The organism is Pseudomonas sp. Sample_20, assembly GCF_004307585.1.
GTDB classification, from domain to species: Bacteria; Pseudomonadota; Gammaproteobacteria; order Pseudomonadales; family Pseudomonadaceae; genus Aquipseudomonas; species Aquipseudomonas atacamensis.
Map to the genome: position 1 here is coordinate 1 of NZ_RCOA01000008.1, position 16,876 is coordinate 16,876.

The following is a 16,876-nucleotide window of genomic DNA, read 5'->3' on the forward strand; positions in this document are numbered from 1 at the left end:
GGGCGCACGCTCCTACGATTGCCAGCACGAGCCAGGGTAAGTGGCGCAGCAGGCTATTATTATTTTTCATTTTATTATTCCAGCCAGGGTGGACAAGAAAGACAGCCACCCCGAGTTTAGCGCTTACGGCGCCAAAGGCCATACCCCGACATAGGTCTAGACGCTTGAGCGATTGGCTGGCGCCCGCATTCGCGGTCTATAGTCAGCGAACCTTCATGAGGATTGCGCCATGAGCGAGCACCCCGCCAATCGACGTCGTTTCAAACGTATTGCGTTCGATGCCAGAACCGAGCTGAAACAGGGCGAGTACATCTGGCCGGTCAAGTTGATCGACCTGTCGCTCAAGGGCCTGCTGATCGAGCGACCGGAGCCGTGGCTCGGGGATAAAGAGCAGGACTTCTTCGTCGACATTCATCTGAGCGAAGACGTCGATATCGAGATGGACGTGCATCTGGCCCATGAGGAAAACGGCCACTTGGGGTTCATCTGCCGGCACATCAGCCTGGAATCGATCCAGCGCCTGCGCCGCTTGATCGAACTGAATCTGGCGGATGAGGCCGAGCTGGAGCGCGAACTGGGTGCCCTGATCGAAATCTAGGCCCCCCAATCCCGATTCGGAATGCCCTGTGGTGAGGGGGATCTATGTGGTGAGGGGATTTATGGGGTGAGAGGATTTATGTGGCGAGGGGATTTATCCCCGTTGGGCTGCGCAGCAGACCCGTTTTTTCAGGGCCGCTACGCGCCCCAACGGGGATAAATCCCCTCACCACAGAGGTTCGGCGTTCACTCAAACAGTGCGTCAAGTGCTTGTTCAAGGCGGCTCACGGCGATGATCTGCAAGCCGGGAGGCGATTCCTTCGGAGCATTACCCTTCGGCACGATCGCGCGTTTGAAGCCGTGCTTGGCCGCTTCTTTCAGCCGCTCCTGCCCGCTAGGCACCGGGCGCACCTCGCCAGACAGGCCGACTTCGCCGAACACCAGCAGATCATGGGGCAGCGGCCGGTTGCGCAAACTCGACATCACCGCCGCCATCAACGCCAGATCCGACGCCGTCTCCAGCACCTTCACGCCACCCACCACGTTGAGGAACACGTCCTGATCGTGGGTCGGAATCCCGCCGTGGCGGTGCAGCACCGCGAGCAACATCGCCAATCGGTTCTGATCCAGCCCCAGCGTCACCCGACGCGGGTTGGCCAGATGGCTGTCATCGACCAGCGCCTGCACTTCGACCAGCATCGGCCGCGTGCCTTCCCACGTCGCCATGACCACACTGCCCGGGACTTCTTCCTGAGCGCGGGTAAGAAAAATCGCCGATGGGTTGGAGACTTCTTTCAGGCCCTTGTCGGTCATGCCGAACACGCCCAATTCGTTGACCGCGCCGAAACGGTTCTTCACCGCCCGCAGCAGACGCAGACGACCATCGGATTCACCTTCGAAATACAGCACCGTGTCGACCATGTGTTCCAGAACACGTGGACCGGCCAGCGCACCTTCTTTAGTGACGTGGCCGACGAGGAAGATCGCCGTGCCGCTCTGCTTGGCGTAGCGCACCAGCAACGCCGCACTTTCGCGCACCTGCGACACGCCGCCCGGGGCCGATTGCAGTTGCTCGGTGAAGATGGTCTGGATCGAGTCGATCACCATCACCTTGGGCTTTTCCTGGCGGGCGGTGGCAATGATGGTTTCGATGCAGGTTTCGGTCATCACCCGCAGTTGATCCTGCGGCAGGCCGAGACGGCGAGCGCGCATCGCCACTTGCTGCTGGGATTCCTCACCGGTGACGTACAGCGCTGGCATGCTCTTGGCCAGATTGCACAGGGTCTGGAGCAGGATTGTCGACTTGCCGATCCCCGGATCACCGCCAATCAGCACCACCGAGCCATCGACCAGCCCGCCGCCGAGCACGCGGTCGAGCTCACCGGACGCGGTGGAAAAACGTGGAATCTCTTCGATGCTGACTTCCGCGAGCGTCTTGATCTGTGCCTGCTGGCCAGCCCAACCGGTGCGCCCGGTGGGTGCCGTGGCGCCGCCGCTTTCGATCATGGTTTCGGTCAGGGTGTTCCAGGCACCGCACTCGCCGCACTGCCCGGCCCACTTGGGAAAGGTTGCGCCGCACTCGGTGCAGCCGTACATGCGCTTGGCCTTGGCCATCAGAACCCCCGGAACAAAAGACGCGATGATAACGCAGCCACCGCCGATCAGCGCGGCGCAGCGGTACGGATTTCGCCGCTGGCCAGACGCGCGGCACTGTTACCCAGCGGATCCTCGGCATTGAGGTCGGCGCCCTTGGCTTTCAACGCATCAAGCAATTCCAGACGCTTGAACAGCCCGGCGTACATCGCCGCTGTCTGTCCGGCGCCGTTACGTTGGTCGGGGCTGCAATCGGTGGCCATCAGGCGCCGGGCGATCTGCAACTCGCCTTTGAAAATCGCGCCCATCAGCGCCGTGTTGCCGCGTTGATCCTGAGCACAGGCGTCCGCGCCCGCTGCCAACAGTCGCTCAACCGCCGGCGCCTGACCGTGGTAGGCGGCCAGAATCAGCGCGGTGTAACCCTTGCTGTCGCGGGTATCGAGGGAATAGCCGGACTCGATAAAGGTCTCGAGCATCGGCACGTCGCCACGGCGGGCGGCGTCGAAGTAGTAATCCTGCAACTGCGCCTTGATTGCCTCGGGGCTTTGCTCGACCGGTGCCGCCCACGCGCTGACCGACAGGCACCCGGCCAGGCATAAAAGAAAAATACGCATCGGGCTCTCCTTGAGCGCACGCGAGGCGGGACAGCCCTCGCGTGCGCCGCATCGCTATCAGTCGGTCAGTTTGGCCGCCAGTGCTTTCACACGGCTGAGGTCGCCCTTGGCCACTTCGGTCACACCGCTGCCGTACTCGGGGTCAGCCTTGTACAGGAAGGACAGGATGATGTGCTTGCTCTCGTCATCGGTGGTGGCCAGCGAGCCGCCGAAGCTGTCGATCAGGTCGCGGCGTTCCTGCTTGCTGTACGAGCGATACAGATCACCGGCCTGCTTGAAGTTCTGCTCACGCTGAATCTTCGCCTGCTGCGTGCTGCCCGCCAGCGCCGACTGGCTGTAACGCGCCTCTGGCGTTTCTTCACGCGGTTGCAGGCGGCTTGGCTGGTAGTTGACGCCGGACTGGCTGGCGCCAAAATTCATCGCGCCATCCTGATTGCCATTGTTCACTGCGATTTTCGGAGCGTTGATCGGCAATTGCAGAGCGTTGGCACCAAGGCGATACATCTGCGTATCGGCATAAGAGAAGACTCGGCCCTGCAACAAACGATCTTCCGAAGGCTCGATACCCGGAACTACGTTGGCCGGTGCCATGGCAACTTGTTCAGTTTCCTGGAAGACATTGGCCGGATTACGGTTCAAGACCATTTGTCCAACTTTGCGCTCGGCAATACCCGGCCAGATCTTGGTTGCATCAAGCGGATCGAAATCAAACTTGGACAAATCCTGTGGCTTGAGAACTTGCACGTACAAGTCCCACTTCGGAAAGTTGCCCTTGTTGATATTACTCACCAAGTCGTTGGTCATATGACTGTAATCCCGACCTTGAACTTCGCTAACTTGTTTTGGCGTAAGGTTCTTGATGCCTTGCAGACTCTTCCAGTGAAACTTAACGTAGTGAACTTCATTCCTGGCATTGATCAGCTTATAGGCATGAACACCATTGCCATCCATTTCCCGATAACTGGCCGGAGTGCCGTAGTTGGAATACAACTCGGTCAGTGTGCGGGTGGCTTCCGGTACATGGGAGAAGAAGTCGAACCGGCGCGAATCGTCGTCGAGGTTGGTGCGCGGATCGGGCTTGAAGGCGTGCACCATGTCCGGGAATTTGATCGCATCGCGGATGAAGAAGGTCGGGAAATTGTTGCCGACCAGATCCCAATTACCGTCAGCGGTGTAGAACTTGGTGGCGAAACCACGCGGGTCACGCAGGGTTTCCGGGGAATGGTTGCCATGCACCACCGCCGAGAAACGCACGAATACCGGCGTGCTCTGGCCTGCGGCGAACACCTTGGCCTTGCTCAGGTCGCTGAGGTCATCGGTCACGGTGAAGGTGCCATGAGCGCCGGTGCCGCGTGCATGTACCACGCGCTCGGGAATACGCTCACGGTCGAAGCGTTGCAGCTTCTGGATCAGTTGCACGTCCTGCAGCAGCACCGGGCCGGTGGCGCCGGCGGTTTGCGAGTTCTGATTGTCACCGACAGCAGCGCCGTTGTCGCGGGTCAGCGGAGCGGCGTTGACCGAGAAGGTCAGCAGGCTGGCGGTGAGAACGCCGAGAGTGCGGCGATGGGGAAAAGCCCCCAGTCCAAGAGCGGAAGTCATATCAGGTTCCTCTGGTTTTATTGGGCGCATCCAGGTGCGCCACAGCAAGGCTAGAGGCCCGTGCCGAGGAACATAAATAGAAAGAACGTAACGCCATGATTGAAGAAATTGGCTTTCCCGTCAGCGGGTTAGCGCGTATTCCGCGCGCGATTGCTGGCAATTTGCAAACTAATCGTCAATCGATGTGTCGATAAAAACGGGCATTGTAAGAAGGTGTTTCGCGCAGGAGGCGTTTCGCTGATTTACACTGCCTACACCAAACTCATCTGTAACAAGGAAATAACTATGGGCGTGCTTAGCGAGTTCAAGGCCTTCGCGGTCAAAGGCAATGTGGTCGACATGGCCGTCGGTATCATCATCGGCGCGGCGTTCGGCAAGATCGTTTCGTCGTTTGTCGGCGACGTGATCATGCCGCCGATTGGCCTGTTGATCGGTGGGGTGGACTTCAGTGATCTGGCTGTCACGCTCAAAGCCGCCCAGGGCGATGCGCCCGCCGTGGTGCTGGCTTACGGCAAATTCCTGCAGACGGTGCTGGATTTCGTGATTGTCGCTTTCGCGATTTTCATGGGTGTCAAAGCCATCAACCGCCTCAAGCGCGAAGAAGCCGTAGCACCGACCGCGCCGCCGATCCCGAGCAAGGAAGAGCAACTGCTGGGCGAAATTCGCGACCTGCTCAAGGCGCAGAACGAGCGGCCCTGAGGCATTCGCTACACATCAAAACGGCACCCGCGGGTGCCGTTTTCGTTACCAGTAATTCTCCACCGCAACCTGCCCAGGCTTGCGCGTCAGGCTCAGGCGCATGTCGCGCTGTTTCAGCAAGGCGCGGGTGTCGTCGATCATCTGCGGATTGCCGCACAGCATCACTCGCGAATGCTCTGGCGAGAGCTCAACGCCCGCCGCACGTTCCAGCTCGCCGTTCTCAATCAGCGTAGTAATCCGGCCCCGCAGCGCGCCTGGATGCGCTTCGCGGGTCACAGTGGGGATGAATTGCAGCTTGTGGGCGTATTCGCACAGATAGTCACGTTGCGCCAACCCGCCGATCAACTCCTGATAAGCCAGCTCCCGCGCCTCCCGCACGCTGTAAACCAGAATGATCCGCTCGAATTTCTCCCAGACCTCGAAGTCCTGCAGGATCGACAGAAAGGGCGCCACCCCGGTGCCGGTCGACAATAACCACAGGTCTCGGCCGTCGACAAAACGATCCAGCGTCAGGTAGCCGAACGCCTGGCGCTCGACCATCAAAGTGTCGCCGACCTGGAGCCGGCTCAGCTCACTGGTGAATTCGCCGCCCGGCACGACGATGGAAAAGAATTCGAGAAACTCGTCGAACGGCGACGACACCATCGAATAGGCGCGCCAGACCGTGCTGCCATCGGCCTTGGTGACGCCCAGCCGGGCGAACTGGCCGGCACGGAAGCGAAAGCCGGGATCACGGCTGGTACGCAGCGTGAACAGGTTCGGCGTCAACGGTTGCACATCGAGCAAGGTCTGGGTGGTGTACTTCTCGGCACTGGCAGTCATGAGGCACTCCTTGAAACGATTGCCCACAGTGTCCCGCAAAATCGCGCTGCCAAACACTCGTGATTGGTAATGGTATTGACGGGATCAGCGCAAGACATTCGATTTGCTGGCAATACTGGATCTAGAGCAATAACTTTAAGATGCCAGTTAAAATATAACAGCCTGTATTGCTAAGAACGCTTTTATAAAAAACACCAAAGTTTCAATCTCGAAAAAATGTAAGGCGTTTCGCAGGAAAGATCCTACACTTCGATTCGTGCGAGATTTTTTGGATCCATTTGGCGCCCCTATATCAGGATGGAGGCAAAGTTCATGGAAACGTGGAAGGAATCACAATTGAAACAACTGACATTTGCCAAAGGCATTGAGGCGGCATACCCGATACTGCTGAGATTTGCCGAGAATCTAGGCTTTAACTATTGTGCGATAGCGGTCACCTCCCCCCATCGCGATGTGCATTTGAATGCCTTGCAAATCAATAACTATCCGAAAGAATGGAACATCCAGTACAACAAAGAGAACTACCGGAATATTGATCCGGTAATAGCGCATTGCAATCATTCGGTATTGCCGATCGTCTGGGAAGAAAGAGTGTTCACCGACGCGCCGGAGCTGTGGCAGGCGTTAAAGCAAAATGGACTGCAGCATGGCTGGTCGCAGGCCTTTCATGACGACACCAGCGGTTTGTGCAGCATCATCAGCCTGGCGCGCACCCACTGCCCGATCAGCCCGCTCGAACTGTATGAGCATTACGGTTATCTGTTTTTTGCCAACCGTCACCTCAGTGACCTGTATGCCCGCACCGTTCCCACACCGGCCAAACCCAGCAAACCGAGGCTATCGTCCCGGGAACTGGAGATCATGAAATTGTCCGCCATGGGCAAGACCGCTCACGATATCTCGAGAATCCTCAGCCTGAGCGAACGCACCGTTAACTATCACGTGCAAAACGTCATCGAAAAATTCAACGTCTGCAACAAGATTTCCGCAGTGATTGCCGCCGCTCGTGCCGGCATCATCTGACAGCTGAGCGTTATCGCGCGGTAATCCTGCGAGTATTTAGGCGCAAAAAAACGTACCATTCAGGCCTTTCCGAGTGATGACGCAACCTGCTTGCATCGCAGTCCACTCGGTCGGATCCCGTCGCACCATCTGCCGGCAACGGGATATCTGCCGAATATCCTGAGTCCCCGCCCCATGCCTTTGCTCGAAACGCTTTTCGCCCAGCTCGACCTGATCCGCCAGCCTGAACAGCAGAATGAACCACTGCAAGCCTTCGATGCGGCGGACGAATACCTGCTCAATCATCTCGCCAGCGAACAACCTGCGAGCAGCACCCGCGTGCTGGTGCTCAATGACAGCTTTGGCGCCTTGGCGATCAGTCTGTTGGACAAGGTCGAGGTGAGCAGTAGCGGCGATTCGTTCCTGGGTTTCGTCGGGCTGGAAAAGAATCTGCTGCGCAATGGTCAGGCGTTCGATGCGATTCGTCCGATTCCGGCCAGTGAGCCCTTGGTCGGGCCGTTTGACCGGGTGCTGATCCGCGTTCCCAAGACGCTGGCGCTATTGGAAGAGCAGTTGATCCGCCTGCAAGGACAACTCGCTCCCGGCGCGCAAGTGATCGCCGCCGCCATGGTCAAGCATCTGCCGCGCGCTGCCGGCGACTTGCTGGAGCGCTACGTTGGTCCTGTGCAAGCATCGCTGGCAGTGAAAAAGGCGCGATTGCTGATCGCCACACCTGAAAGCAAAGCGCCCGCCACATCGCCCTACCCGACTCGCTATCGCCTCGACGAACCAGCGATCGAATTGCTCAACCACGCTAACGTGTTCTGCCGCGAAGGCCTCGACATCGGCACTCGCGCCTTTCTGCCACATCTGCCGAAGAACCTTGGCAACGCACGGGTCGCGGACCTGGGTTGCGGCAACGGTGTTCTGGCAATTGCCAGCGCCCTGCAGAACCCGGATGCGCACTACACGCTGGTCGACGAATCGTTCATGGCAGTGCAGTCGGCTGCCGAAAACTGGCGCGGGGCATTGGCCGATCGCGAAGTGATCGTGCGCGCTGGCGATGGTCTGGCCGGGCAGGCGCCGCAGTCACTGGACGTGGTGCTGTGCAACCCGCCGTTCCATCAGCAGCAGGTGGTCGGCGATTTCCTCGCCTGGCGCATGTTCCAACAGGCGCGCGAGGCACTGGTGGTCGGCGGTGCGCTGTACATTGTCGGCAACCGGCATCTGGGCTATCACAGCAAACTGGCGCGCCTGTTTCGTGGTGTCGAGCAAGTGGCGGCGACGCCGAAATTCGTCATCCTCAAGGCGCGCAAATAAAACTGCGGCGTAAAAAAACCCTCCGTGAGGAGGGTTGCAAATCCATACCCGAAGGCGCCGGGACGGGATGTTTCAGTGGGTGGTCAAACCTGCGGCATTCATGAACATGCGCATCAGGCTGGCGGCGATGAACAACACGCCGACACTGCCAACCCAGATCAGGGCCAACCAGCCGAGCCGCTGCCACAGCGGCTTTTTTTCGGCTTCTTCAATGTCGTGCAGGGAATGTTTGCCGGTCATTGCATCGATCTCCGTTAAGCCAAGGCGTCACTGCGGACGCCTTCGCGAGCAGGCTCGCTCCCACAGGGCAAGCCCAGCATGGGATTAGTGATAGCCGTCTTCGTGGGTGACCTTGCCGCGGAACACGTAGTAGCTCCAGAAGGTATACCCCAGGATGAACGGAATGATGAACAACGTGCCGACCAGCATGAAGCCCTGACTTTGCGGCGGCGCGGCGGCGTCCCAGATCGATATCGACGGCGGCACGATGTTCGGCCACAGGCTGATGCCCAGACCGCTGTAGCCGAGGAAGATCAGCACCAGGGTCAGCAGGAACGGCGTGTAGTTGGCATTACGTGCCACCGCGCGAATCAGGCCGTACAAGGTGACGAGCACCAGAATCGGCACCGGCATGAACCAGAACAGATTCGGCATGCTGAACCAGCGCGAGGCGATTTCCGGATGTGACAGAGGCGTCCACAGGCTGACGATACCAATCACTGCCAGCAGCACGAATGCCAGCGGTCGCGCCAGATCATGCATCTGTTCCTGCAATTTGCCTTCGGTTTTCATGATCAGCCAGGTGCAGCCGAGCAAGGCATAGGCCACCACCAGCGCCGCGCCGCAGAACAGCGTGAACGGCGTCAGCCAATCCAGTGAACCACCGGCGAACTGGCGATTGACCACCGGCAGACCATCGATGAACGCTCCCAGCGCCACGCCCTGAAAGAACGTTGCCGCGATCGAACCACCGATGAATGCCTTGTCCCACAGGTGACGTTTTTCATCCCTGGCCTTGAAGCGGAACTCGAAAGCCACGCCGCGAAAGATCAGGCCCATGAGCATGAAGATCAGCGGCAGGTACAGCGCCGACAACACCACCGAATAGGCCAGCGGGAAGGCGCCGAACAACGCCGCGCCACCCAGTACCAGCCAGGTTTCGTTGCCGTCCCAGACCGGGGCGACGGTGTTCATCATCACGTCGCGATCGGTCTTGCCGGGCACGAACGGGAAGAGAATGCCGATGCCCAGGTCGAAGCCGTCCATGACCACGTACATCATGATGCCGAAGATGATGATCACGGCCCAGATCAGTGGAAGATCAATACCCATGAGTCAAATCTCCTTGGTCAAGCGAGTGTTGTCTTCGTGCTCGCCCTCGGCCGGATCGTCGGCTGCGGACAACGGACGCGCCGGGGTGCGTTTCTTGCCTGGACCACCGTCCGGTGTTTCGCTGCCTTCGCTGATCTTCGGCCCTTTGCGCACCAGGCGCATCATGTAGCCGAGACCGGCGCCGAACAGGGCGAAATAGACCACGACGAACATGATCAGGGTGATGCTCATCTGCATGAAGCTGTGGTTGGACGAAGCATCGGCAGTGCGCATCAGGCCGTAGACCACCCATGGCTGACGGCCGATTTCCGTGGTGAACCAGCCAGCGAGAATCGCGATCAGACCGGACGGCCCCATCCACAAGGCCAGATGCAGGAACGGCCGCGAGGTATACAGCGAGTCGCGTTTGCGCAGCCACAGACTCCACAGACCGGTGAAGATCATCAGGAAACCGAGGCCGACCATGATCCGGAACGACCAGAACACGATGGTCGAATTCGGCCGGTCTTCCGGTGGGAATTCCTTCAGCGCCGGTACTTGTTTATCCAGCGAGTGGGTGAGGATCAGGCTGCCGAGGTAGGGAATCTCCACAGCGAACTTGGTGCGTTCCTCTTTCATGTCCGGCCAGCCGAACAGGATCAGCGGCGTCGCTTCGTCGCCATGGTTTTCCCAGTGGCCTTCGATCGCAGCGATTTTTGCCGGCTGATGCTTGAGCGTATTGAGGCCGTGGAAGTCGCCGATCACCGCTTGAATCGGCGCGACGATCAACGCCATCCACATCGCCATCGACAGCATGGTGCGGATCGCCGGGTTGTCCCTGCCGCGCAGCAGATGCCAGGCCGCCGACGAGCCGACGAAGAACGCCGTCGCGACGAACGCGGCCGTGGCCATGTGCATCAGCCGGTAAGGGAATGACGGGTTGAAGATGATTGCCAGCCAGTCGGTGGGGATCACCTGACCGTTGACGATTTCAAAGCCTTGCGGGGTCTGCATCCAACTGTTGGAGGCGAGAATCCAGAAGGTCGAAATCAGCGTGCCGATCGCTACCATCACCGTCGAGAAGAAGTGCAGGCCGCGCCCGACCTTGTTCCAGCCGAACAGCATGACGCCGAGGAAACCGGCCTCAAGGAAGAACGCCGTAAGCACTTCATAGGTCAGCAACGGCCCGGTGACGGCACCGGCGAAGTCGGAGAACCGACTCCAGTTGGTGCCGAACTGATAAGCCATGACCAGCCCGGAAACCACGCCCATGCCGAAGTTCACGGCAAAAATCTTCGACCAGAAATGGTAGAGATCGCGGTAGGTGTCGTTGCGGGTCTTCAGCCACAAACCTTCGAGCACTGCCAGGTAACTCGCCAGGCCGATGGTGATGGCCGGGAACAGAATGTGGAACGAGATGGTGAACGCGAACTGAATTCGGGCGAGATCCAGAGCCTCTAAACCGAACATATGGCTTCCTCTGTCAGGTAATACGGGTAGCTGGCCCGGAGGCCTGCACCACTGCCCCCACGGATATGGAGTGCGGCGAATTCGGATTCGTTCTTTTTTTGCAACCATCGCAACGCAGGGAGTCTGGCCAAATGGCCGCCAGATCAGTTCCGGTCAGGGTCTTGATCTGGATCAAGCAACGTTGAAAGAGTAGTCCCATTTTTGCCAATGAACTGCGTGGTGGTTTGCCGCGTGACAAGTTGCCTCACTCCTGTGGCCAGGGGATTTATCCCCGTCCGGCTGCGCAGCAGTGGTCGTCGTCGTTTATAGATTTTGGGGCCGCTGCGCGACCCAACGGGGATAAATCCCTCATCACAGGGTTGATTGTCAGCATGAAAGATCGATGTCTGGCTAACTGAATTGTTTCTCCTAGCAACTTCCTGTTACAGACTGGTGATAATCTCGCCGTTCACTCGTCCAAGACCTGCCTTCAGATGCCCACACAAGAGCCCCTGCTGTTACGTCACCATCGTCCGTTCATGGCTTTCTGGCTGGCGCGGATTTTCACCGCCAGCGGGTTCCAGATGCTCACCGTGGCAATTGGCTGGAACCTGTATCAACTGACCGGCAATGTGCTGGATCTGGGCCTGGTCGGGCTGGTCGAATTCGCCCCACGGGTGCTGTTCATGCTGCACACCGGGCATGTCGCTGATCGCTACGATCGGCGCAAGGTCGCCGCGCTTTGCCAGTCGTTGCAGGCGTTGATTGCCTTGGCGCTGGCCATCGGCAGCGCAACCGATCATGTCACCCGCGAGATGATTTTCATCCTCGCCTTTCTGCTCGGCGCCGCCCGTTCGTTCGAGATGCCGACGACTCAGGCCTTGCTGCCCAGCATCGTCCCCAGTGCGCTTTTCCCCCGCGCAGTTGCCGCCGCGCAATCGGCGCAGCAGTCGGCCACTATCGTCGCCCCGGCCCTCGGCGGTTTGCTCTATGCACTCGGCAGCGTCTGGGTCTACGGCCCAACGGTGCTGCTGTATGTGATCGCCTGTTCGCTGATGCTCAACCTGCCGGCACGCCAGACGCCATTGAATAAAGGCAAAGCCACGCTGGACTCGCTGCTGGCGGGGATTCGCTTCATCCGCAGCCGCCCGGACATCCTCGGCGCGATCTCGCTGGACCTGTTCGCCGTGTTGCTCGGCGGCGCCACGGCGTTGCTGCCGGTGTTCGCCAAGGACATTCTGCTGACCGGCCCGTGGGGTCTTGGCCTGTTGCGCTCGGCGCCGGCGGTGGGTGCGTTGCTGATGTCACTGTTTCTGGCGCGATTTGCCGTGGAACGCAATGTCGGCCGGGTGATGTTCACCGCCGTCGGCATCTTCGGCGTCGCCACTATTGCGTTTGGTTTGTCGACCTCGTTCTGGTTCTCCCTGGCGGTGCTGGTGGTGCTCGGCGCAGCGGACATGATCAGCATGGTCATCCGCGCCTCGTTCGTGCAACTGGAAACCCCCGACGAAATGCGCGGCCGGGTCAGCGCGGTGAACGGGCTGTTCATCGGCGCATCGAACCAGTTGGGCGAATTCGAATCCGGCCTCACCGCCCACTGGTTCGGCACCGTGCCGGCGGTGGTCATGGGCGGGATCGGCACGCTGGTGGTGACGGGGACGTGGATCAAACTGTTTCCGACGTTGGCGAATCGGGATCGGATGCATGTGCCGGTGGAAGAGAAGGCCTGAGGTTTTTGGAAAAAACTCACCTGCTCAGCACATATCAAGCGACAACGTGCGGTACATAGTTACCGCACTGAGTGTAATGTATCGCCTTACACTCGCCGCCATGATCGAATCCTTTCAGCACAAAGGCCTTCGTGGCTTCTATGAAACAGGTACGACTCGTGGAATTCGTGCCGACCATGCAAAACGGCTGTCGCGCATGTTGCAGTTCATGGATCGAGCGACACTTCCCGGCGATCTGGACTTGCCGGGCTGGCGCCTGCATCCGTTGAAAGGCGAGCTGAGTGAATACTGGTCGCTCAGCGTTTCAGGCAACTGGCGAGTGATCTTTCGTTTTGTCGGTTCGGATATCGAATTGGTCGATTATCTGGACTACCACTGACAGGAGGCAGGCTCATGCCCATGCACAACCCGCCACACCCCGGTGAAACCCTGCTGCTGGATGTCTTGCCCGAGCTTGGTATCAGCGTGAGCGAATTGGCCCGGCACCTTGGCTTTGCACGCCCGCATCTTTCACGCGTACTGCACGGACACGCGCCAATCAGCCCGGATCTGGCAGTACGACTTGAGCGTGCAGGGATCGGCAAGGCGCGCGTTTGGCTAGGCGTCCAAACCGACTACGATCTTTGGCAAGCGGAGCACCGTGAGCAACCAATGATAGAACCCCTCGCAGCCCACGGCTGACCCGTCAGGCCATCAACTCCCCCGCCACCCTCGCCCGCAACGCCTTGCCACCAAGCTGCTCGACCAGGGTCAGGGCAAATTCCAGTGCCGCGCCCGAGCCTTGGGCGGTGATGCAGTTGCCGTCGACCACCACCGGTTGATCAACAAACGTACAGCCGGACAACTGATGGCTGGCACCGGGCAGGCAGGTCATGCGTCGCTGGCGCAGCACGCCTGATGCCTGGAGGGCGGTAGCTGGGGCTTCGCCGATGGCGGCGAACAGGCGGCCGGCGCTGGCTTGGTCCTTGAGCAACTGCTGCAAGGGCTGATGCGCCGCCAGATGCTGCGAACCGACGACACCGCCCGGCAGGACAATCAGGTCAAAAGTCTGTGCCAGTACATCGACGAGCATGCCGTCGGCAGTCAGCCGGGTGCCGCGTGCGCAGGTCAGCATGCGCCGGCCTTCGATGCTGGCGGCGACCACTTCGATGCCGGCGCGGCGCAGCACGTCGATCAAGGTCACGCTTTGCAAATCGTCGATGCCTTCGGCGAGGGCAATCAGGGCTCTGGAAGTCATGGGCGCTTTCCGCTGGATAGTCAGTCAAGCGTAGTCAGCTTTGTCCCAGCCTGTGCGCAGACAGCCGTTACTTGATGTAAAGCTGAGTCGAAAGCGTGTTGCGCGGGGCGTTGATCGAGGTGTTGCTGAAGTTGAAGGTGCCTTGCTGTTTGCCGGCCAGATCGAAGGTATAAAGAGAACCGACGGTTTTGCTGCCAGGGGTGCATTCAGTGAGATTGCCATTATCGAAGGCGCACACCGGACCTCGGGTGCCGTTGACCTCGAAGCCATCCAAAGTCACGTGCGGCTGGTTCTGGCCATAGCCGACTTCCAGCACATAGACCTTGATATTCGGCCCGCTGTGATTGCATTGGGTTTGCGGCTGGTTATCGGCAATATCTTCCAGGCCGCAGGACGATGACTGCACTTTGATCACCTTCACCTCGGTCAACGGCGGTGCCGATGCCGCGAACGCCGGAGCTGTCACCAGTAGTGCTGCAATCCATCCGAAAATCCTGATCCCGCCGTTGCACATGCCTGCCCACTCCAAAAAATCAGCGCGCAGTATGGCGCAGTTGTTGGCTGCGCAAAACTTCGCCGACGATCGACACCAACATCCGCCAAATTCCTCACGCGGCTGGTATGATGCGCGGCTTTTTCCGGCCCACGACAATTTTCCAGGCGCTTGCGACGGTCTGTGCTTTGCTGTTGAGGTCGATACATTCACGGCGCCACGCGCGCCACGGGGAGCAGACATGCTGGAAAGGCTGTTTCAACTCAAGGCACACAACACCAACGTGCGCACCGAAATTCTTGCGGGCGTCACGACTTTCCTGGCCATGGCTTACATTCTGTTCGTCAACCCGAGCATCCTCGGCGAGACCGGCATGGACAAAGGCGCGATCTTCGTCGCCACCTGTCTGGCGGCCGCCATCGGCTCGACCGTGATGGGCCTGATCGCCAACTACCCGATCGCCCTCGCTCCGGGCATGGGCCTGAACGCCTTCTTTACCTACACCGTGGTGCTGCACATGGGCCACACCTGGCAGGTGGCGCTGGGTGCGGTGTTCATTTCCGCCGTGCTGTTTTTCCTGCTGTCGATCTTCCGCATCCGTGAATGGATCATCAACGCCATTCCGCTGCCACTGCGCTCGGCGATTGCCGCGGGTATCGGCCTGTTCCTGGCGCTGATCGCCCTGCACAACGCCGGCATCGTGGTCAGCAACCCGGCAACCATGGTCGGCCTCGGCGATCTGACCAAACCGGCGCCGATTCTGGCCACCGTCGGCTTTGCCGTGATCGTCGCCCTCGAAGCACTGAAAGTGCGCGGCGCGGTGCTGATCGGTATTCTCGCTGTAACCATCGCCTCGATCGTACTGAACGTCACCGAGTTCGGCGGCATCCTGTCGATGCCGCCGTCGCTGGCGCCGACCTTCCTGCAACTGGACATCAAAGGCGCACTGGACATCGGTCTGGTCAGCGTGATTTTCGCCTTCCTGTTCGTCGACCTGTTCGACAACTCCGGGACCCTGATCGGCGTCGCCAAGCGCGCCGGCCTGATGGGCAAGGACGGCCACATGCCGAAAATGGGCCGTGCGCTGATTGCCGACAGTACGGCGGCCATGGCCGGCTCGCTGCTGGGCACGTCGACCACCACCAGTTACATCGAATCCGCTGCCGGCGTCAGTGCCGGTGGCCGCACGGGCCTGACCGCCATCGTCGTGGCAATCCTGTTCCTGCTGGCGCTGTTCTTCTCGCCCTTGGCGGCCAGCGTTCCGGCATTCGCCACCGCGCCAGCGCTGCTGTTCGTCGCGGTGCTGATGACTTCCGGCCTGGCGGAAATAGACTGGGACGACATCACCGTGGCGGCGCCGGTTGTGGTCACCGCACTGGCCATGCCGTTCACCTATTCGATCGCCAACGGCATCGCCTTCGGCTTCATCGCCTGGACTGCCATCAAGCTGCTGTCCGGCCGCGCCCGTGAGCTGAACCCGGCACTGGTGATTTTGTCGATTCTGTTTGTGATCAAGTTGGGTTGGTTCAACGCATGAGTTTCGATTCCCAAGCCTACGCCGAACAACTCGAAGCCAAGGTCACGCGCTTGCGTGATCTGCTGGCACCGTTCGATGCACCCGAGCCGACGGTGTTTGACTCGCCTCTGCAGAACTTCCGCCTGCGCGCCGAATTCCGCCTGTGGCGCGAGGGCGGCGAGCGGCATTACGCGATGTTCTCTCAGGACGACAAGCGCACGCCGATACTCATCGAAGAATTCCCGATTGCCAGCCTGCGCATCAACCAGTTGATGCCGCAGTTGAAGGCCGCGTGGCAAGCCAGTTCGGCGCTGAGCCACAAGCTGTTCCAGGTCGAATTTCTGACCACGCTGGCCGGCGACGCGATGATCACCCTGTGCTATCACCGTCCGCTGGACGAGCACTGGCATGCAGCGGCAACTCAGTTGTCGGCGGATCTGGGCGTGAGCATCATCGGCCGCTCCAAAGGCAAGCGCGAAGTGCTCGGTCAGGACTATGTCGTCGAGAAACTCGAAGTCGGCGGCCGCACCTTCAGCTATCGCCAGCCCGAAGGCGCGTTCACCCAACCCAACGGCACGGTGAACCAGAAGATGCTCAATTGGGCATACGAAGCCTTGGGCGATCGCAGCGACGATCTGCTCGAGCTGTACTGCGGCAACGGCAACTTCACCCTGCCGCTGGCGACTCGCGTGCGCAAAGTGCTCGCCACCGAGATCAGCAAGACTTCGGTCAACGCTGCCCTGAGCAATCTCAGCGAAAACGCTGTGGATAACGTCACGCTGGTGCGTTTGTCCGCCGAGGAGCTGACCGAAGCGCTCAACGAAGTACGCCCGTTCCGTCGCCTGCACGGCATCGATCTGAAGAGCTACGAATTCGGCAGCGTCTTCGTCGACCCACCACGCGCCGGCATGGACCCGGACACCTGCGAACTGACCCGGCGCTTCGACAATATCC

General features: G+C 59.8%; 18 protein-coding genes. 9 read left to right on the forward strand and 9 right to left on the reverse strand.

Annotation, left to right across the window (positions count from 1 at the left end; genetic code table 11):
- Nucleotides 1-229: 229 nt before the first annotated feature.
- The gene (locus tag D8U70_RS01440; RefSeq protein ID WP_071173654.1) at nucleotides 230-598 is read left to right on the forward strand and encodes a PilZ domain-containing protein; all 369 of its coding nucleotides are present in this window, start codon (nucleotides 230-232) and stop codon (nucleotides 596-598) included.
- 185 nt (nucleotides 599-783) lie between these two features.
- Here D8U70_RS01440 and radA read toward each other — a convergent pair whose 3' ends face one another.
- Genes radA through katB form a run of 3 tightly spaced genes read right to left on the reverse strand, consistent with a single transcriptional unit; the run spans nucleotide 784 to nucleotide 4,343 of the window.
- Nucleotides 784-2,151, reverse strand: a complete 1,368-nt coding sequence (radA, locus tag D8U70_RS01445; protein WP_024014403.1) for a DNA repair protein RadA — start codon at nucleotides 2,149-2,151, stop codon at nucleotides 784-786.
- Nucleotides 2,152-2,198: 47 nt separating this feature from the next.
- On the reverse strand, nucleotides 2,199-2,744 hold the full coding sequence (locus D8U70_RS01450; protein WP_071173655.1) for an ankyrin repeat domain-containing protein: 546 nt from the start codon (nucleotides 2,742-2,744) through the stop codon (nucleotides 2,199-2,201).
- A gap of 57 nt (nucleotides 2,745-2,801) precedes the next feature.
- Nucleotides 2,802-4,343, reverse strand: a complete 1,542-nt coding sequence (katB, locus tag D8U70_RS01455; protein WP_130928155.1) for a catalase KatB — start codon at nucleotides 4,341-4,343, stop codon at nucleotides 2,802-2,804.
- A 285-nt stretch (nucleotides 4,344-4,628) separates the two neighbouring features.
- On the opposite strand from katB, the gene mscL reads away from it, so the two are divergent.
- A complete protein-coding gene (gene mscL / locus D8U70_RS01460; RefSeq protein ID WP_024014404.1) occupies nucleotides 4,629-5,042 on the forward strand; it encodes a large-conductance mechanosensitive channel protein MscL in 414 nt (137 codons plus the stop codon).
- Between the two features lie 45 nt (nucleotides 5,043-5,087).
- Here mscL and D8U70_RS01465 read toward each other — a convergent pair whose 3' ends face one another.
- Nucleotides 5,088-5,864: a ferredoxin--NADP reductase gene (locus tag D8U70_RS01465; RefSeq protein WP_122750943.1), complete on the reverse strand. Its 777-nt coding sequence runs from the start codon at nucleotides 5,862-5,864 to the stop codon at nucleotides 5,088-5,090.
- 312 nt (nucleotides 5,865-6,176) lie between these two features.
- Here D8U70_RS01465 and D8U70_RS01470 point away from each other — a divergent pair, with 312 nt between their 5' ends.
- Nucleotides 6,177-6,887: an autoinducer binding domain-containing protein gene (locus D8U70_RS01470; protein WP_071173658.1), complete on the forward strand. Its 711-nt coding sequence runs from the start codon at nucleotides 6,177-6,179 to the stop codon at nucleotides 6,885-6,887.
- 174 nt (nucleotides 6,888-7,061) lie between these two features.
- A complete protein-coding gene (locus D8U70_RS01480; protein ID WP_130928156.1) occupies nucleotides 7,062-8,186 on the forward strand; it encodes a class I SAM-dependent methyltransferase in 1,125 nt (374 codons plus the stop codon).
- 72 nt (nucleotides 8,187-8,258) lie between these two features.
- Here D8U70_RS01480 and D8U70_RS01485 read toward each other — a convergent pair whose 3' ends face one another.
- The 3 genes from D8U70_RS01485 to D8U70_RS01495 form a co-directional block, all read right to left on the reverse strand.
- A complete protein-coding gene (locus tag D8U70_RS01485) occupies nucleotides 8,259-8,426 on the reverse strand; it encodes a DUF2474 domain-containing protein (RefSeq protein WP_016773090.1) in 168 nt (55 codons plus the stop codon).
- 84 nt (nucleotides 8,427-8,510) lie between these two features.
- Complete coding sequence (gene cydB, locus D8U70_RS01490; protein WP_071173660.1) at nucleotides 8,511-9,518, reverse strand: cytochrome d ubiquinol oxidase subunit II; 1,008 nt, start codon at nucleotides 9,516-9,518, stop codon at nucleotides 8,511-8,513.
- Between the two features lie 3 nt (nucleotides 9,519-9,521).
- Nucleotides 9,522-10,967 carry a cytochrome ubiquinol oxidase subunit I gene (locus D8U70_RS01495; protein ID WP_024014409.1) on the reverse strand — a complete coding sequence of 482 codons (1,446 nt, stop codon included), beginning with the start codon at nucleotides 10,965-10,967 and terminating at the stop codon, nucleotides 9,522-9,524.
- A 473-nt stretch (nucleotides 10,968-11,440) separates the two neighbouring features.
- On the opposite strand from D8U70_RS01495, the gene D8U70_RS01500 reads away from it, so the two are divergent.
- From D8U70_RS01500 to D8U70_RS01510, 3 genes are all read left to right on the forward strand, one after another.
- Nucleotides 11,441-12,676: an MFS transporter gene (locus D8U70_RS01500; protein WP_130928157.1), complete on the forward strand. Its 1,236-nt coding sequence runs from the start codon at nucleotides 11,441-11,443 to the stop codon at nucleotides 12,674-12,676.
- Nucleotides 12,677-12,776: 100 nt separating this feature from the next.
- Entirely contained in the window at nucleotides 12,777-13,055 is a 279-nt protein-coding gene (locus tag D8U70_RS01505; protein WP_122747555.1) for a type II toxin-antitoxin system RelE/ParE family toxin, read from the forward strand.
- A gap of 14 nt (nucleotides 13,056-13,069) precedes the next feature.
- Nucleotides 13,070-13,357, forward strand: coding sequence for a HigA family addiction module antitoxin (locus D8U70_RS01510; RefSeq protein WP_016773085.1), 288 nt, complete (start codon nucleotides 13,070-13,072; stop codon nucleotides 13,355-13,357).
- A gap of 4 nt (nucleotides 13,358-13,361) precedes the next feature.
- On the opposite strand, the gene D8U70_RS01515 is transcribed toward D8U70_RS01510, so the two are convergent.
- Complete coding sequence (locus D8U70_RS01515) at nucleotides 13,362-13,913, reverse strand: DJ-1 family glyoxalase III (protein ID WP_130928158.1); 552 nt, start codon at nucleotides 13,911-13,913, stop codon at nucleotides 13,362-13,364.
- Nucleotides 13,914-13,980: 67 nt separating this feature from the next.
- Nucleotides 13,981-14,427, reverse strand: coding sequence for a DUF4879 domain-containing protein (locus tag D8U70_RS01520; RefSeq protein WP_130928160.1), 447 nt, complete (start codon nucleotides 14,425-14,427; stop codon nucleotides 13,981-13,983).
- Nucleotides 14,428-14,647: 220 nt separating this feature from the next.
- On the opposite strand from D8U70_RS01520, the gene D8U70_RS01525 reads away from it, so the two are divergent.
- Both D8U70_RS01525 and trmA read left to right on the forward strand, forming a co-directional pair.
- Nucleotides 14,648-15,943 carry an NCS2 family permease gene (locus D8U70_RS01525; RefSeq protein WP_071173664.1) on the forward strand — a complete coding sequence of 432 codons (1,296 nt, stop codon included), beginning with the start codon at nucleotides 14,648-14,650 and terminating at the stop codon, nucleotides 15,941-15,943.
- A partial coding sequence (gene trmA / locus D8U70_RS01530) for a tRNA (uridine(54)-C5)-methyltransferase TrmA (RefSeq protein ID WP_130928159.1) occupies nucleotides 15,940-16,876 on the forward strand: 937 nt, incomplete at its 3' end. The genes D8U70_RS01525 and trmA, both read left to right, overlap by 4 nt.

Bases quoted from the DNA above. Each gene is read 5' to 3' on its own strand.
- mscL (WP_024014404.1), top strand. From the start codon at position 4,629: ATGGGCGTGCTTAGCGAGTTCAAGGCCTTCGCGGTCAAAGGCAATGTG.
- D8U70_RS01505 (WP_122747555.1), top strand. From the start codon at position 12,777: ATGATCGAATCCTTTCAGCACAAAGGCCTTCGTGGCTTCTATGAAACA.
- D8U70_RS01500 (WP_130928157.1), top strand. From the start codon at position 11,441: ATGCCCACACAAGAGCCCCTGCTGTTACGTCACCATCGTCCGTTCATG.
- D8U70_RS01495 (WP_024014409.1), bottom strand. From the start codon at position 10,967: ATGTTCGGTTTAGAGGCTCTGGATCTCGCCCGAATTCAGTTCGCGTTC.
- D8U70_RS01480 (WP_130928156.1), top strand. From the start codon at position 7,062: ATGCCTTTGCTCGAAACGCTTTTCGCCCAGCTCGACCTGATCCGCCAG.
- radA (WP_024014403.1), bottom strand. From the start codon at position 2,151: ATGGCCAAGGCCAAGCGCATGTACGGCTGCACCGAGTGCGGCGCAACC.
- D8U70_RS01510 (WP_016773085.1), top strand. From the start codon at position 13,070: ATGCCCATGCACAACCCGCCACACCCCGGTGAAACCCTGCTGCTGGAT.
- katB (WP_130928155.1), bottom strand. From the start codon at position 4,343: ATGACTTCCGCTCTTGGACTGGGGGCTTTTCCCCATCGCCGCACTCTC.
- D8U70_RS01465 (WP_122750943.1), bottom strand. From the start codon at position 5,864: ATGACTGCCAGTGCCGAGAAGTACACCACCCAGACCTTGCTCGATGTG.
- cydB (WP_071173660.1), bottom strand. From the start codon at position 9,518: ATGGGTATTGATCTTCCACTGATCTGGGCCGTGATCATCATCTTCGGC.
- D8U70_RS01440 (WP_071173654.1), top strand. From the start codon at position 230: ATGAGCGAGCACCCCGCCAATCGACGTCGTTTCAAACGTATTGCGTTC.
- D8U70_RS01525 (WP_071173664.1), top strand. From the start codon at position 14,648: ATGCTGGAAAGGCTGTTTCAACTCAAGGCACACAACACCAACGTGCGC.
- D8U70_RS01515 (WP_130928158.1), bottom strand. From the start codon at position 13,913: ATGACTTCCAGAGCCCTGATTGCCCTCGCCGAAGGCATCGACGATTTG.
- D8U70_RS01520 (WP_130928160.1), bottom strand. From the start codon at position 14,427: ATGTGCAACGGCGGGATCAGGATTTTCGGATGGATTGCAGCACTACTG.
- D8U70_RS01450 (WP_071173655.1), bottom strand. From the start codon at position 2,744: ATGCGTATTTTTCTTTTATGCCTGGCCGGGTGCCTGTCGGTCAGCGCG.
- D8U70_RS01485 (WP_016773090.1), bottom strand. From the start codon at position 8,426: ATGACCGGCAAACATTCCCTGCACGACATTGAAGAAGCCGAAAAAAAG.
- D8U70_RS01470 (WP_071173658.1), top strand. From the start codon at position 6,177: ATGGAAACGTGGAAGGAATCACAATTGAAACAACTGACATTTGCCAAA.